Raw genomic sequence first — 15,141 nt, 5'->3', positions numbered from 1 at the left:
AACTCGTCGGTTACATAACTGACGAGCTTTTTTACGTAAAAAAGAAGGTTGCCCACAAATATTGTGGCAACCTTCTTTTTATTGTTCTTGTGTTTCTTTTTCTTTTTCTCGTTCAGCAGCCATTTCAGCAGCAATTACATCAATTTCTTTTTTCAGTTCTTCTACCATTATTTCTTCTGGTACTTTACGAACAACTTGCCCTTTACGGAATAATAATCCTTCTCCACGTGCACCGGCAATACCGATATCAGCTTCACGAGCTTCACCAGGACCGTTTACAGCGCAACCAAGTACTGCAACTTTAATTGGTACTTTTAGTGTAGAGATGTATTCTTCCACCTCGTTAGCGATGCTAATTAAATCAATTTCAATACGACCACAAGTTGGACAAGAAATAAGTGTTGCTGCATTAGATGCAAGACCGAATGACTTTAATAGTTCACGCGCAACTTTTACTTCTTCAACTGGGTCAGCACTTAATGAAATGCGTAGTGTATTTCCGATGCCTTTATTTAAGATTGCGCCAAGACCAGCGGCACTTTTTACAGTTCCGGCAAATAATGTTCCGGATTCTGTAATACCTAAATGTAATGGGTAATCAAAAGCACGAGCAGCTTTTTCATATGCTTCAATTGCTAAGTTAACATCAGAGGCTTTCATAGATACGATAATATCGTGGAAATCTAAATCCTCTAAAATTTTAATGTGATGTAGGGCGCTCTCGACCATACCATCTGCAGTTGGGTATCCGTACTTTTCTAAAATGTGACGTTCTAATGAACCTGCGTTTACACCGATACGGATTGGAATACCGCGTTCTTTTGCTGCATTTACAACAGCTTCTACTTTATGGCGACGACCAATGTTACCTGGATTGATACGTACTTTATCAATGCCACCTTCAATTGCTTTTAAAGCAAGACGATAATCAAAATGAATATCAGCAACAAGTGGAATGTTGATTTGTTTTTTAATATCAGCAATAGCATTTGCTGCGCGTTCGTCTGGAACAGCAACACGGACGACTTGACAGCCAGCTTCTTCTAAACGTTTAATTTCAGCAACTGTTGCTTCAACATCATGTGTTTTTGTTGTTGTCATACTTTGTATAATTAATTCATTATTACCGCCAATTGTTAAATTACCGACTTTAACTGGACGTGTTTTTGTACGATGAGTCATTTCATTCACGAATAGATCGCTCTCCTTATAAAAGAAGTTTCTTATTTAGTCCCTCATATCAATGAAAGTATACGTGATACAGGGCTATAGAAACCGAAGTGCTCGGTTTCACTTTTACTATTGTATCAGCGCCTTTATGTAATTGACAAGGATTAAGTGATTGCTCATTGATATAACGGGAATTTATAAGACTTTCCAATTTGTATTTTTGTAGCAGATGTACTTTTGTTTAGTTGTTTAAAGTCATCAATTACCTTTTCAATGGAAGGGATTTTTTTCTTATTGATTTGTTCGGTAATAGAAAGAACTGTCTCACCTGTTTTGACTTCGATTGTTTTATAAGTTACATCTGTTTCTTTTTCTGCTTTGTTCTCTTTCTTTTGTTTTGTATCTGTATTTTCTTGCTTTATCGTTTGGGCAGCGGTTGTTTTTTTATATGAACTTAACATCGGTAAAGTGCCGATTTTTATATCGTAATAAAATATATAACCAAGAACAAGCACGAATAAGAATATACCTAATCTTTTCATATTCTTCACTCCTTTGCTAGGAATATATGCTTGTCCAAAAAAAAAATGCCTATTTAGGCATTTTTTCGTTTTTATTTTTCTTTCGGTTTTGGAACTTCTTTAATCGTTAAGTAAAGAACAATTAAAACAACTGCGATATAAATGAATGTTGAACCAGGTACAACAATTTTGAATAGATCCATAATCATAAAGAAGATTGTTGGAATTGTGTAGCTGTATGCAGTTAACGTCCATACTTGCTTATAAGATAATTTACGTTGACCGCTCATAGCAGAACCTATAAACGCAAGTAAAGTAATTCCTAAGAAAGTAATAAACAATTGGAATAGATATACTAACACGCCGATAACAGCTAGTAAAATTGGATAAATACTATCGAATACAGAAATGAAATCTTGCAAGTCTTTCTTCTCAAGAGATGTCCCTAATAAATCATTATAGGAGTATGTTTGTGTTTGACCATTTCCTATAGAAACTACTTTATCTTTTAAAATAAATAAACCAGTTTTGTTTTGATATGTTTCTATATCTGTTGTATTGGGATCAAATACGAAAAGAGCATCTCCTTCTTCCTTTAGAATAGGTTGTTCAATATCTGCTTTTAGTTCACCGTTTTCGATTTTAAAATCAGGTAAATCTTTTTCAATTGCTTGATTTACCATGGTAACACTATCTTGAATAAAGCTGCCGTAAAAGAATGTTCTTGGAATAGTAGTGATTAGACAAAGTAGCATAATATACAAAATGGTTTTTCCGATTTTTTGAAAACGGAATAACGCCATATCTTTAGGCGAATATACGCTTTTTGCTAATTGGGTAAATATGGACATAGATTCACTTCCTTTATGTATGTATAAAATCATTGTAACGTAGGAATCTAGAGAATCTCAAGATATATTATATTTACATATAGTGGAGATAACTAAATTTCTTTTTATTAATTTTCTTCTTTTATATGAGAAAAATACAATTGACACTTTTCTTTGCCATATGGTAAATTTATCTTACATTTCTTAAAGGATATATCCGATAGGAATTCCTTTATTTGATATGTTGTTACATACATAATTGTGGACCCTTAGCTCAGCTGGTTAGAGCAGACGGCTCATAACCGTCCGGTCGTAGGTTCGAGTCCTACAGGGTCCATATCCATTTCGCATGTTTATTATGTCAGTGGGAAGCTTCCTTGTAGAAGGGAGCTTTTTTTACGGAATATATGAGCATTTTAATTGAAAAGAAGTGGGATTTTTGCTACGTTAATGATAGCAAGACAATGTGATTTATTTGTTTGCACCCTATGGCAATTAGGGTAGAATGAAGTTGTATGTCACTTAAGTGGCAATACATAAACTGGGAGGAATATAACAATGGCAAAACACGAATTACCAAATTTACCTTATGCGTATGATGCTTTAGAGCCTCACTTTGACAAAGAAACAATGAACATCCATCATACAAAACATCATAACACTTACATTACAAACTTAAACGCTGCTTTAGAAGGTCATGCAGAATTAGCTGACAAAAGCGTAGAAGAATTAGTTGCAAACTTAAACGAAGTACCAGAAGCAATCCGTACAGCAGTACGTAACAATGGTGGCGGACATGCTAACCATACATTCTTCTGGACAATCTTATCTCCAAACGGCGGCGGACAACCAGTAGGCGAACTTGCAACTGCAATTGAAGCGAAATTCGGTAGCTTCGATGCATTCAAAGAAGAATTCGCAAAAGCTGGCGCAACTCGTTTCGGTTCTGGTTGGGCTTGGTTAGTAGTAAACAATGGTGAGCTAGAAGTAACAAGCACGCCAAACCAAGATTCTCCTCTAACTGAAGGTAAAACTCCAGTTGTAGGTTTAGATGTTTGGGAACATGCTTACTACCTAAATTACCAAAACCGTCGTCCTGACTACATCGGTGCATTCTGGAACGTTGTAGATTGGAACGCTGCTGAAAAACGTTACCAAGAAGCAAAATAATTGTAATAACGATAGAAAAAGCTAGGAGAATGCTCCTAGCTTTTTTCTATGCTTCCTTTTACATAATTGGGCTTGTCTTTGGAAGACTAGAACATGAAGTAAAGGAGAGTTGTGTATGAAGTGGAAACATATAATTGGTGACGTTGAAGTGAATCGGGATTTAGTGTTGTTGCTCCTTATTGGAGGTTTATACACGCTCGCAATTTCTTTATCGAATACGTTTGTTAACATTTATTTATGGAAACAAACACAAAATTATGTGAATCTTGGCTTGTATAATTTGGCCAGCGTTGTATTACAGCCTCTCACATTTCTTATAGGTGGGAAATTAGCGAAGCGTATTGATCGCTCAATCTTGTTACGAATAGGCGTAGGCACGTTAGCTATTTTTTTTATCGTTGTTTTAGTAGCGGGAAAAAGCGCTTCTCACTATATTTTATTAATGGGGGCTCTTTTAGGAGTCGGATATGGTTTTTACTGGCTCGCGTTTAACTTATTAACATTTGAGATTACAGAACCAGAAACAAGAGATTTCTTTAATGGGTTTCTTGGACTTCTTACATCCTTCTCTGGCATGATTGGACCGATAGCAGCTGGATACACAATTTCACGTATGGAAAAATGGAGCGGCTATACGGTCATATTCTTTCTTTCGTTAGTGTTATTTGCAATTGCTGTTATTTTAAGCTTTTTTGTATCTAAGAGAGAATGTGAAGGACGGTATGAAATTGTACAAGTATTGAAAGAGCGGCAGATTGATAAAAATTGGGGAAGAATTACACGTGCTCATTTTTTCCAAGGGTTGAGAGAGGGAACGTTTATTTTTGTGATTTCCGTGTACGTGTATTTAGCGACGGATAGCGAACTCGCCTTAGGAAAATATAGCTTAGTAAATTCTGCTGTATCATTTGTATGTTACTACTTAGTCACTCGTATGTTAAAGAAAGAGTGGCGGAAAAAAGCAATTTTGCTTGGAGGCATTATTTTATATGCTGTCGTATTTTTAGTTATATTCGACGTTACATACGCAAAATTACTTATTTATGCAGCGTGTATTGCGGTTGCATACCCTATTTTGCTCGTTCCGTACGGGTCCATGACATATGATGTAATTGGCAGAGCGAAAAATGCGAGAGAGTGGCGTGTAGAGTATGTAGTTGTCCGGGAATTATGGTTAAATGCAGGAAGAATTTGTTCGATTTTAAGTTTTTTATGTGCTGTATTATTCTTTCCGCCTGAAAAAAGTTTACCTTACTTATTATGTATTTTAGGTGCAGGACATTTCCTTATTTATTTTGCAGTTAAAAATGTCAAATATGATGAGGGAAATGCAAGTAAAACAAGTGTTGTAAGGCAAGGGACTGCGCAGAATCAAACAGAACCAGAAGGTTAACTTCTCGGTTGTTTTATGCTAGAATAGAAAAAGATGTAAGACAGCAGTGAGGACACCTGTATGAAGGTGTCCCTTTCACATTACATAGCTGTTGGTAGAGGGGGTTTGTATGAGCAAGAAGCAGAAACAACAAAAGAAAAAGACTCACGTTCCTTTTCGGTTAAACGTGCTGTTTTTCTGCGTGTTTTTAATGTTCTCCGCGGTTATTGTAAGGCTTGGATATGTACAAATTGTTCGCGGTGAGGAATATAAGAATGAAGTGGAGAGGAAAGAGAACTCGACGATAAGTAATCCTGTACCACGTGGGAAAATATTTGACCGTTATGGGCGAGCTGTAGTAGATAATGCAGCTGTACGTACGATTACATTTACAAAAATGAAAGGGTCAACTGCAGAGGCTCGCTTAGAAACAGCGGAAAAGTTAGCAGATTTGATTGAAGTCCCGACAGATAAATTAACAGATCGCGATAAAAAAGACTATTGGCTTGCTACGCACAAAGAGGAAGCTAAAGAAAAAATTACGAATAAAGATCGTCAAGAGTTAAAAGATAAAAAAATTGACGATAAAGAAGTAGATGAGCGTCAACGAAATCGCGTGACAGAAGAAGAAGTGAATCAATTATCCGCAAAAGATTTAGAAGTGCTAGCGATTAAAAGCAAAATGGACGGCGGATATGCGATGACGCCACAAGTCATTAAAAAGGATGCTACAGAAAAAGAATACGCGATTATTAGTGAAAATCTAGCAACATTACCGGGTGTAGATACAAATGTTGATTGGGATCGAAAGTATATTTATGATGATTTATTCCGAAGTGTACTTGGCGGGGTGTCAACGTCTGATGAAGGTTTACCGAGAGAAAGACTAGATTACTATCTTGTTCGTGATTATAATCGAAATGACCGCGTAGGGAAAAGTTATCTTGAGCAGCAATATGAAGATAGTTTGCACGGTAATAAAGCGGAAGTGAGAAATATTACAGATAAAAACGGTAATATTTTAGAAACGATTAATGTATCAAAAGGGCAAAGTGGTAACAATCTGAATTTAACAATTGATATGGAATTACAAAAGCGTGTAGAAGAAATTATCACTAAAAATTTATTGAGATATAAAGGGGGACAACCTCTTTTAGATCGTGCATTTGTTGTAATGATGAATCCGAAAAATGGTGAAGTTTTATCTATGGCAGGGAAACAGTTAGTGGAAGAAAATGGCGAAACGAAAGTGCAAGATTTCGCATTAGGAACGATGACAAGCTCTTATCCGATGGGATCAACTGTAAAAGGTGCGACGGTACTTACAGGATATCAAACAAATGCCATTCAACCAGGTTCCTACCAACTTGATGAACCAATCGTATTGAAAGGAACGCCGAAAAAATCTTCTTGGAAGACGATGGGATCTATTAATGATTTGACAGCATTAAAAATGTCTTCTAACGTTTATATGTTTAAAACGGCGATGAATCTCGCAGGTGTTCAATATGTGAGAGGTGGTACGTTAGATATACCACAAAAAGCATTTGATACGATGCGTTATTATTTCGGACAGTTTGGACTTGGTGTGAAAACAGGTATTGATTTACCGAATGAATCAGCGGGCCAAACAGGTAAAGGAATTCAGCCAGGTTTCTTATTAGATTTATCAATTGGACAGTATGATACGTATACACCACTTCAATTAGCGCAATATGTTTCAACAATTGCAAATGGTGGTTACCGTATGCAGCCGCAAGTTGTGAAAGAAATTCGTCAACCGGCAGTGAAACCAGACGAAGTTGGAAAAGTGGTTCATTCAATGGAACCGAAAGTACTAAATCGTATTGATATGCCTGAATCACAAATTAAACGTGTTCAAGAAGGATTTAGACAAGTATTTAACGATTCTGGTGGTACAGCTACGAAATACTTTACAGGTGCACCATATAAAGCTGCTGGTAAAACAGGTACAGCTCAAACTGTGTATGGCGGAGATAAAGAGATAGGTAGAAAGGCAAACGGTGAGCGTAAAGAAACATATAACTTAACGTTAGTAGGTTATGCGCCACTTGAAGACCCTGAAGTAGCATTTTCTGTTGTTGTACCTTGGGTGGATGATAAATCAGGTATTAACGGATATATTAGTCGTGATATTATGGACGCGTACTTTGATTTGAAAAAAATAGAAAATGGCGAAGCTTCAAAAGAGGAAATAGATAATAAAAAGAAAAAGAAAAATCAAGATCAAGATGACGAATAAAAAAGTTGTAAAAAAAGCACACTATCTGAAAAGATAGTGTGCTTTTTTTTATGGTTCATGCATACGTTTTAATAAAATGGACAAGCATATCATATCGGAAAATTGAGGAATCTCACAAATGATATGTATGTATCTCCTCTGAAGGAGAACGGTTTTATAGACCAATCATCAGTGAAGATGAACGGTGGCTACGGATTCAAGTTTCCCCTTATGTTGATTCTTGTGGAACTTTACAAAACTTTTACAAACAATTAAAACCGAATTAATAGTTTAGCAGTATTCTTATATCTGTAATCCTGTTATTTCCGGTTACTTCTAGGAGGAAGAACACGTGAAATGGATAAGTGCATCGATTAAAGTTTTCATGCTGTCGACATGTTTTCTTTATGTTGGCACGTCTACTGTATTTGCTGTGAATGAAATGGGAGAAGTGAGAGTTGATGGATCCTCAACAGTTTTCCCTATTATAGAAGCAGTAGCGGAGGAATATACAAAGGCGCATCCAAACGTGAAAATTTCTATCAGTGTTTCTGGAACAGGAGGAGGATTTAATCGTTTCAGTAAAGGAGAAGTAGATATAAATAATGCTTCGAGAGCAATGAAACAAGTGGAAGAAAATGAAATGAAGAAAAACTCTATTCAGTTTACACCGTTTGAAGTCGCTTACGATGGTCTTACGATCGTTGTGAGTCGCCAAAATACTTGGGTAAACAATATGAAGGTAGACGAGTTACGTCTATTATGGAGTGAAGATGGAAACGAAAAGCGATGGTCACAAATTCATTCTTCATGGCCACGTGAACAGGTGAAGTTTTATGCGCCAGGTGTAGACTCTGGTACGTATGATTATTTTCAAAATGTCATCTTACAAAATAGTCGCATTGTAAAAAAAGTCTCTTTGTCTGAAGATGATCAAGTTATTATGCAAGGGGTAATGAATGATAAAAATGCCATTGCTTTTGTAGGATATGCTTATTATATGGCCAATCGAGATAAGGTGAGAGCAATAAAAGTGAATGGTGTACTTCCGACGAAAGATACCATTCAATCAGGTAAGTATAAGCCATTATCTAGGCCACTATTTGCTTATGTGAATGATGCATCTATCCGAAATAAAATGAATGTAGCAAATTATATTGAGTTTATGATTCAGCATGTTGGTAATCTCGCTGAAGAGGTTGGATATGTAAAATTACCAAAAGAAAAATATAATGAACAGCTGCGGATGTTAACAGAAATAAAAAGGTAATGTCAGGGTGGAAAGGGGTTTTCATCTTTGGCTCATAATGACAAAAGTCAAATTACATTTTCTGTACAAAATTTGATTGAAAGAAATACAAAACAAAGAAAAAAAACGCAGCGAATCAATCGAATAGTTCCGTTATTACTAAAAATAATTGCTAGCGTGTCTATTGTAACGACACTTGGAATTATTTTTACATTGGCAAATGAAACAATGATGTTTTTTCAAAAAATACCATTACACTCCTTTTTGACGGGAAAAGAATGGTTACCTTTTTTTGAAAATCCTAAATTCGGTATATTACCACTTATATGTGGAACGTTCCTTGTAACAGCAATTGCCATGTTCGTAGCAATTCCTATCGGTTTAGCGTGTGCCGTATTTTTAAGCGAATATGCTTCAAGCAGTGCAAGGAAAGTATTAAAACCGATGTTAGAACTATTAGCAGGTATCCCGACAATTGTATATGGTTTTTTTGCATTAACAGTTGTCACACCACTTTTACAACGGATTATACCAGATTTACAGTTTTTTAATGCGATTAGTCCAGGTATTGTTATTGGCTTTATGATGATACCTACAATTGCATCTCTATCTGAAGACGCGATGAGAGCTGTAGCGAAAGGAACGAAAGAAGCTTCGTTAGCACTTGGAGCAACTCGGTTTGAGATGGTAAAACAAGTCGTGTTTCCTTCGGCTTTTACAGGGATTATCGCAGCAATCCTATTAGCTGCTTCCAGAGCAATTGGCGAAACGATGATAGTTGTAATTGCAGCGGGATCCACGCCGAATGTATCGCTCGATCCGACACACTCTATTCAAACGCTAACAGCCTATATTGTGCAAGTGAGCTTAGGTGATGCTCCGCATGGAACAATTACGTATTACAGCATGTATGCTGTAGGCGCAACGTTATTCTTGTTTACTCTTATAATGAACATCATTTCACACTCTATTATGCGCCGCTTTAGGAGGGTGACATAATATGCGAATGTTGAATCATAAAAAAATACAAGAAAATATGGCATCACGTTTTTTTAAAGACCGAGTTTACAAGTTGTTATTTTATATAGCAATTTTGTTTTCAATAGTAATACTGCTTATTTTGCTTTTTCAAATTTTTGAAAAAGGTATAAGTTACCTTTCGTTAGATTTCTTTACAAACTTCGCTTCGCGTAATCCGAAAGAAGCTGGGATTGCTGCAGCTTTGTCAGGAACAATATTATTTATGAGTATTGTTATACCAGTCTCCTTTATATTTGGAGTTGGAACTGCTCTTTATTTGGAGCAATATGCGAAGGAATCTATATTTAAAAAGGTAATAGAAATTAATAATCAAACGTTAGCAGGAGTACCTTCCGTTGTATTTGGATTACTCGGCTTAACTATTTTTGTATATGCTCTTCATTTAGGAGAGAGTATTATTGCGGCGGCACTGACGATGAGTTTACTCGTTTTACCGACAGTTGTTGTAGCGAGTCAAGAAGCGATACGATCTGTACCAAGTTCATTATTAGAAGCCTCTTACGGATTAGGTGCTACGAAGTGGCAAACGATGTATCAAATTGTATTGCCATCTGCTTTCCCAGGAATTATAACGGGTTGTACGTTAGCGATATCAAGGGCGATTGGAGAAGCGGCACCGCTATTAGTTATCGGGGCACTTGCATTTGCAAATTATGTTCCATTTAGTATGTTTGATAGATTTACAGTTTTACCAATTCAAATTTTTAATTGGATGAGTAGACCGCAAGAAGAATTTCAGTATGTAGCAGCTGCTGGGATGATTGTTTTGTTAGGTTTATTACTCTTTATCAATATATTTGTCTTATGGTTACGAAATCGAAAATAAGTTGGAAATGGATGAAAGGGGAATTCAAATGGTAGCAACAGTAGTAAATGTACAGGTGAAAAACGAGGAGAAAATCGAGACTGCACCAAAGAAAGTAGTATTTGATACGAAAAACTTAAATTTATGGTACGGAGAAGACCATGCTTTAAAAGATATTAACTTAAGCATTCATGAGAATGAAGTTACAGCAATTATCGGGCCAAGTGGTTGTGGTAAATCAACGTACTTAAAAACATTAAATCGTATGGTAGAGTTAGTACCAATCGTGCGAACTACAGGTGTAATTGAATATAGAGAGCGCAATATATTTGAAAAATCATACCCAGTTGAAGAATTAAGAACTCATGTGGGAATGGTGTTCCAAAAGCCAAACCCATTTCCGAAATCTATTTATGAAAATGTAGCATATGGCCCGAAAATCCATGGTATTCGTGATAAAAAAACATTGGATGAAATTGTTGAAAAAAGTTTACGTGGAGCAGCGATTTGGGATGAGTTAAAAGATCGTTTGCATGATAATGCATACGGTTTATCTGGTGGACAGCAACAGCGTCTATGTATCGCACGTTGTTTAGCAATTGAACCAGACGTTATTTTAATGGATGAGCCAACATCGGCACTAGATCCAATTTCAACATTAAAAGTAGAAGAATTAATTCAAGAGTTAAAGAAAGACTTTAGTATTGTGATCGTAACGCATAACATGCAACAAGCGGCACGTATTTCAGATAAAACTGCTTTCTTCTTAAGTGGAGAAGTTGTGGAGTATACAGATACAAATAAATTATTTACGACACCTTCAGATAAGCGTACAGAAGATTATATTACAGGCCGATTCGGTTGATATCGTTGCAAGGCTAAGAGCAAATACCCTCTTAACAGAGGGTATTTCTTATTTTTACCTCATTTAATTAGAGAAGTAATACTTCTCCTATCTTAAGGCTTATTACAAGTAGGCTAGGTAGGAGATCTATATATAATGGCACATAATATTGAGGGGGAAGAAACAATGGTAAGAGAACAGTTTCAATGTGATTTAAAAATGTTACAGCAAAAGGTGATTGAGCTTGGAGAGCTAGCGAGGGAAGCTTTATTGCTTGCTATGGAAGGTCTTCATAAAAGGGATGTAGAGAAAGCGTTAGAGGTAATAGATGGTGATTATCGTATGGATAATTTAGAAGAGGAAATAAATGATCTTGCGCTTATGCTTATTACGAAGCAGCAACCTGTAGCAAGTGATTTAAGAAGGATTTTCATTTCAATTAAAACAGCGACAGATTTAGAGCGTATTGCAGATCATGCTGTTAATATTGCGAAATCAACAATTCGTCTTGGGGAAAAAGAGGTGGTTGTTAGTTTGCACAATCTTGATGAAATGTTTGCAATTGCAAATAAGATGCTACAGTTAGCGCTAGAAGCATATGAGCAAGAAAATTTAACTTTTGCGAAACAAATTGCCGAAATGGATGATTCAGTTGATGAAATATATGGGAAAGCGATTCGTGAATTTATATCTTCAGTTCCAGAACAACCAGAAGCAATTACACAAATTACACAATTATCCTTTGTGGCGAGATATATCGAGCGTGTAGCAGATCATATTACAAATATTGCTGAAAATGTTTTTTATTTAGTAAAAGGAAAGCATTACTTATTAAATGAATAAAGAAAAAAGGCAGGTGAAACATCACCTGCTTTTTTTAGTCAAAACATGACAAAAAAAGCTCGTTGTTTCCTTTAGTTTATGATGATAAGATGTATCATAATATAATGGAAAAAATAGGACATATATGTTGTTCACTTATTAAGGGATATTTTACTAAGTTAATGGTAAGCGCTTTCTTTTGTGGTGTTGAAAAGGTACATGTATATAGGGAGTTTTACTGCCTGTAAAAGCCCGAGTCGAGTGGTCAAGGCTAATAATCAGTGGGAGATGCACAAAATCCCTACTAATTAAAGTTTCATTTTATACTGCTAGTTAATGCGGGGGAGATAATATACATATCGTATATGAAGTTACTGATCATTATATAAGTGGAGGCTGAAGTATATGAAGGGGGTTATTTTAGCTGGAGGAAAAGGACGACGCCTTAGACCATTAACATGTAATACTCCAAAGCCGATGTTACCGTTATTAGAAAAGCCAGTTTTGGAATACAATATTGAATTATTACGTCAGCATGGGATTCGTGAAATTGCAATTACAGTTCAGTATATGAGTACGGCCATTAAGCAATATTTTGGAGACGGTAGCAAATGGGGAGTTAACTTGTACTACTTTGAAGATTCTCCCCCGCTTGGAACCGCAGGGAGTATTAAACAAGCGGAAACATTTTTAGATGAAACGTTTGTTGTGATAAGCGGGGATGCGTTAACTGATTTTCAATTATCAGAAGGAATTACGTTTCATGAACAAAAGAAAAGAATGGTAACTATGTTTGTAAAGGAAGTAGAAAACCCACTCTCATTCGGTTTAGTTGTAATGAACAAAGAACAAGAGGTTACACGATATATAGAAAAACCGAGCTGGAATGAAGTAGTCTCTAATATTGTGAATACAGGTATATATATTATGGAGCCAGAAATTTTTTCTTACATACCGCCCCGAGAGTTTTTTGATTTCAGTCAAGATGTGTTTCCGCTCTTGGCAAATAAGAACGCGTTATTTGCATATTTGTCAGAAGGTTATTGGTTAGATATCGGTACATTTGATCAATATCGACAAGCACAATTTGATTTGTTAACGAAAAAATTGCAAGTACCTATTCCTTACACGGAAGTATTGCCGATGGTATGGATGGGGGAAGGTGTGACGATTGGAAAAGGAACGAAAATTCACGGTCCTTCTTTTATTGGAGAAGGAGCAAAGATTGGTGTTGGAGCTGTAATTGAGCCATACTCTATTATCGGGAAAAATAGTGTTGTTTCAAGTTATTCTCATCTTCAAAAAAGTATTGTTTTTGCAAATGCGCACATTGGTCAGTATTGCGAGCTATTAGAAACGACCATAGGAGAGCATACAATGGTGGAAGATGACGTTACACTGTTTCAAAAAAGCATTGTAGCGGATCATTGTCATATAGGGAAAAGTACGGTAATTAAGCAAAAGGGAAAACTATGGCCATATAAGGCAATTGACAGCTATTCAGTAGTAGGATCGGCTGGTGTTCAAGAAAGTGAAAAGAGTGCAGGATGGTTGCAAAAAAGCCGCATTGTAGGAAGAGGTAATGTTGAAATCACTCCTCAATTTATTGTGAAGGTTGCGATGGCGTATGGATCTCTTTTTGCCAAAGGAGAAAGTATATTAATTGGGAGTCAAGAACATATAGAAACGACTTCTTATAAAAATCTCTTTCTTCATGCGATTCATGGTATCGGGGTTCATACGATGGAATGCAAAGAAATGAACGAATCGCTTTTTCAGTATAGCATTCAGGATTTACAATGTGCTGGTGGGGTTTTCATTCAAGTAGAAAATGAAAAAGAGGTTGTTATAAAGTTATATGGTAAGGATGGGGTACAATTAACGTATAAGCAGCAAAAAGCGATAGAACAAGTATATATGTCTGAGTCGTTTTATTACGTATGTGAGAAAGAAATGGGACGGAATAAGCTAGTCCACGTTTCTTTACATGATTATATAGAGGCTGTATTAGAGCGCGTTGATATTGAGAAAATACAAAAACAAAAGTTTCATCTTCTTATTAATAAGAGGAATGATATGTTACAACATTTATTGATGCTCTTTTTACAAAGGCTCGGATGCACAGTTACATGGATTTATGCGGGCGAACAAAAGGATCATGTGAAAGCTTTGATGAAATCAAGTAAAGCAAATATGGCACTTATGTTTTCAGAGCAAGGAAATTATTTCGAGTTATATGATAATCATAGTAATATTTACCAAGGAACAGATTTTGAAGAGGTGGATATTCCAGATTTATTACTTGAATCGGCAGGAAATATTTACCCGATGTCTTTGAAATTAGGAGAATGTTACCTTCTATTTTATACGCAGGATGAAAAAAAGTCGTTTCAAGCGAGATGGAAGCGAGATATTTTATATCGAATTGGAAAATTATTCGAGTTAATAGCATTGCAGGGGAAAACATTTCTCAGCATAGTAGAGCAATCACCGCCGCTCTATCTACTTTGTGATGAAGTTGTATGTTCATGGAATGAAAAAGGAAAAGTAATGAGGAAATTATTGGCTGATATGGAAAGAAAGGAAGAAGGTATATTTGAAGGAGTACAGTTCAAATATACCGAAAAAGAGTGGTCTTATATCGTTTCTGACACAAAACAACCGAAATTTTTAGTGTATTCGCATGCCAGAAACCCAGTAATAGCAAGGGAAAACATGAAAAATCTTATAGAAAAAATTAGACAATATCAAAAGGTGTAGAATTTTTATTTTAAAAGTGGTATTATAGTATAGTCTGATTTAAGTTATTAGTACTGGAGGGAATAAGAATGCGTGTGAATATTACTCTAGCATGTACAGAATGCGGAGATCGTAACTATATCTCAAAGAAAAACAAACGTAACAACGCTGAGCGTATCGAGCTTAAAAAGTATTGCAAGCGTGACAAGAAGTCTACGTTACACCGTGAAACAAAGTAAGCAGTAGGAATATTTTCCTACTGTTTCTTTTTTTATTCGATTCCTCTGTTAAAAGTGATACACTATCATCGTAGAGCAAAGTATCACTGTGAGGGGG

The 15,141-nt window shown here is 36.0% G+C and carries 13 protein-coding genes and 1 tRNA gene; 11 read left to right on the top strand and 3 right to left on the bottom strand.

The features are described 5' to 3' along the window. Positions 1-78: 78 nt before the first annotated feature. The 3 genes from ispG to ACU8YW_RS21360 all read right to left on the bottom strand — a co-directional run bounded on the left by ispG (position 79) and on the right by ACU8YW_RS21360 (position 2,542). Positions 79-1,182 (bottom strand): flavodoxin-dependent (E)-4-hydroxy-3-methylbut-2-enyl-diphosphate synthase, encoded by a 1,104-nt coding sequence (gene ispG / locus ACU8YW_RS21370; protein ID WP_075308387.1) that lies wholly within the window; start codon positions 1,180-1,182, stop codon positions 79-81. Positions 1,183-1,346: 164 nt separating this feature from the next. Continuing rightward, entirely contained in the window at positions 1,347-1,712 is a 366-nt protein-coding gene (gene yqfZ, locus ACU8YW_RS21365) for a protein YqfZ (protein WP_048541536.1), read from the bottom strand. 71 nt (positions 1,713-1,783) lie between these two features. After that, a complete protein-coding gene (locus ACU8YW_RS21360; protein ID WP_000021902.1) occupies positions 1,784-2,542 on the bottom strand; it encodes a DUF1189 domain-containing protein in 759 nt (252 codons plus the stop codon). 242 nt (positions 2,543-2,784) lie between these two features. On the opposite strand from ACU8YW_RS21360, the gene ACU8YW_RS21355 reads away from it, so the two are divergent. The 11 genes from ACU8YW_RS21355 (at position 2,785) to rpmG (ending at position 15,044) form a co-directional block, all read left to right on the top strand. Then, a tRNA-Ile gene (locus ACU8YW_RS21355) sits at positions 2,785-2,858 on the top strand. A 221-nt stretch (positions 2,859-3,079) separates the two neighbouring features. Continuing rightward, a complete protein-coding gene (gene sodA, locus ACU8YW_RS21350; RefSeq protein ID WP_001052034.1) occupies positions 3,080-3,691 on the top strand; it encodes a superoxide dismutase [Mn] in 612 nt (203 codons plus the stop codon). Between the two features lie 115 nt (positions 3,692-3,806). Further along, positions 3,807-5,084: an MFS transporter gene (locus ACU8YW_RS21345; protein ID WP_088064421.1), complete on the top strand. Its 1,278-nt coding sequence runs from the start codon at positions 3,807-3,809 to the stop codon at positions 5,082-5,084. A 109-nt stretch (positions 5,085-5,193) separates the two neighbouring features. Beyond that, entirely contained in the window at positions 5,194-7,326 is a 2,133-nt protein-coding gene (locus tag ACU8YW_RS21340) for a peptidoglycan D,D-transpeptidase FtsI family protein (RefSeq protein WP_088064420.1), read from the top strand. A gap of 331 nt (positions 7,327-7,657) precedes the next feature. Next, positions 7,658-8,575 (top strand): phosphate ABC transporter substrate-binding protein PhoX, encoded by a 918-nt coding sequence (gene phoX / locus ACU8YW_RS21335; protein WP_088064419.1) that lies wholly within the window; start codon positions 7,658-7,660, stop codon positions 8,573-8,575. Positions 8,576-8,602: 27 nt separating this feature from the next. Continuing rightward, positions 8,603-9,553 (top strand): phosphate ABC transporter permease subunit PstC, encoded by a 951-nt coding sequence (pstC, locus tag ACU8YW_RS21330; RefSeq protein ID WP_426933890.1) that lies wholly within the window; start codon positions 8,603-8,605, stop codon positions 9,551-9,553. 1 nt (position 9,554) lies between these two features. Next, on the top strand, positions 9,555-10,421 hold the full coding sequence (pstA, locus tag ACU8YW_RS21325; protein WP_088064417.1) for a phosphate ABC transporter permease PstA: 867 nt from the start codon (positions 9,555-9,557) through the stop codon (positions 10,419-10,421). Between the two features lie 28 nt (positions 10,422-10,449). Further along, entirely contained in the window at positions 10,450-11,265 is an 816-nt protein-coding gene (gene pstB / locus ACU8YW_RS21320) for a phosphate ABC transporter ATP-binding protein (protein ID WP_000226689.1), read from the top strand. 165 nt (positions 11,266-11,430) lie between these two features. Continuing rightward, positions 11,431-12,087 (top strand): phosphate signaling complex protein PhoU, encoded by a 657-nt coding sequence (phoU, locus tag ACU8YW_RS21315; protein WP_033657724.1) that lies wholly within the window; start codon positions 11,431-11,433, stop codon positions 12,085-12,087. 384 nt (positions 12,088-12,471) lie between these two features. Continuing rightward, complete coding sequence (locus ACU8YW_RS21310) at positions 12,472-14,826, top strand: sugar phosphate nucleotidyltransferase (RefSeq protein WP_087985250.1); 2,355 nt, start codon at positions 12,472-12,474, stop codon at positions 14,824-14,826. 68 nt (positions 14,827-14,894) lie between these two features. Next, the gene (gene rpmG / locus ACU8YW_RS21305) at positions 14,895-15,044 is read left to right on the top strand and encodes a 50S ribosomal protein L33 (protein ID WP_001265616.1); all 150 of its coding nucleotides are present in this window, start codon (positions 14,895-14,897) and stop codon (positions 15,042-15,044) included. The last annotated feature ends 97 nt before the right edge of the window (positions 15,045-15,141 follow it).

The sequence above is a fragment of the Bacillus pretiosus genome (assembly GCF_052947655.1).
Note: the sequence above shows the minus strand (reverse complement) of the source record. Positions and strands in the feature narration are given on the sequence as shown.

What these genes read in the sequence shown, in the direction of transcription:
- ispG (WP_075308387.1), bottom strand. Translation starts at nt 1,182, where the DNA reads ATGACTCATCGTACAAAAACACGTCCAGTTAAAGTCGGTAATTTAACA.
- yqfZ (WP_048541536.1), bottom strand. Translation starts at nt 1,712, where the DNA reads ATGAAAAGATTAGGTATATTCTTATTCGTGCTTGTTCTTGGTTATATA.
- ACU8YW_RS21360 (WP_000021902.1), bottom strand. Translation starts at nt 2,542, where the DNA reads ATGTCCATATTTACCCAATTAGCAAAAAGCGTATATTCGCCTAAAGAT.
- sodA (WP_001052034.1), top strand. Translation starts at nt 3,080, where the DNA reads ATGGCAAAACACGAATTACCAAATTTACCTTATGCGTATGATGCTTTA.
- ACU8YW_RS21345 (WP_088064421.1), top strand. Translation starts at nt 3,807, where the DNA reads ATGAAGTGGAAACATATAATTGGTGACGTTGAAGTGAATCGGGATTTA.
- ACU8YW_RS21340 (WP_088064420.1), top strand. Translation starts at nt 5,194, where the DNA reads ATGAGCAAGAAGCAGAAACAACAAAAGAAAAAGACTCACGTTCCTTTT.
- pstA (WP_088064417.1), top strand. Translation starts at nt 9,555, where the DNA reads ATGCGAATGTTGAATCATAAAAAAATACAAGAAAATATGGCATCACGT.
- pstB (WP_000226689.1), top strand. Translation starts at nt 10,450, where the DNA reads ATGGTAGCAACAGTAGTAAATGTACAGGTGAAAAACGAGGAGAAAATC.
- phoU (WP_033657724.1), top strand. Translation starts at nt 11,431, where the DNA reads ATGGTAAGAGAACAGTTTCAATGTGATTTAAAAATGTTACAGCAAAAG.
- ACU8YW_RS21310 (WP_087985250.1), top strand. Translation starts at nt 12,472, where the DNA reads ATGAAGGGGGTTATTTTAGCTGGAGGAAAAGGACGACGCCTTAGACCA.
- rpmG (WP_001265616.1), top strand. Translation starts at nt 14,895, where the DNA reads ATGCGTGTGAATATTACTCTAGCATGTACAGAATGCGGAGATCGTAAC.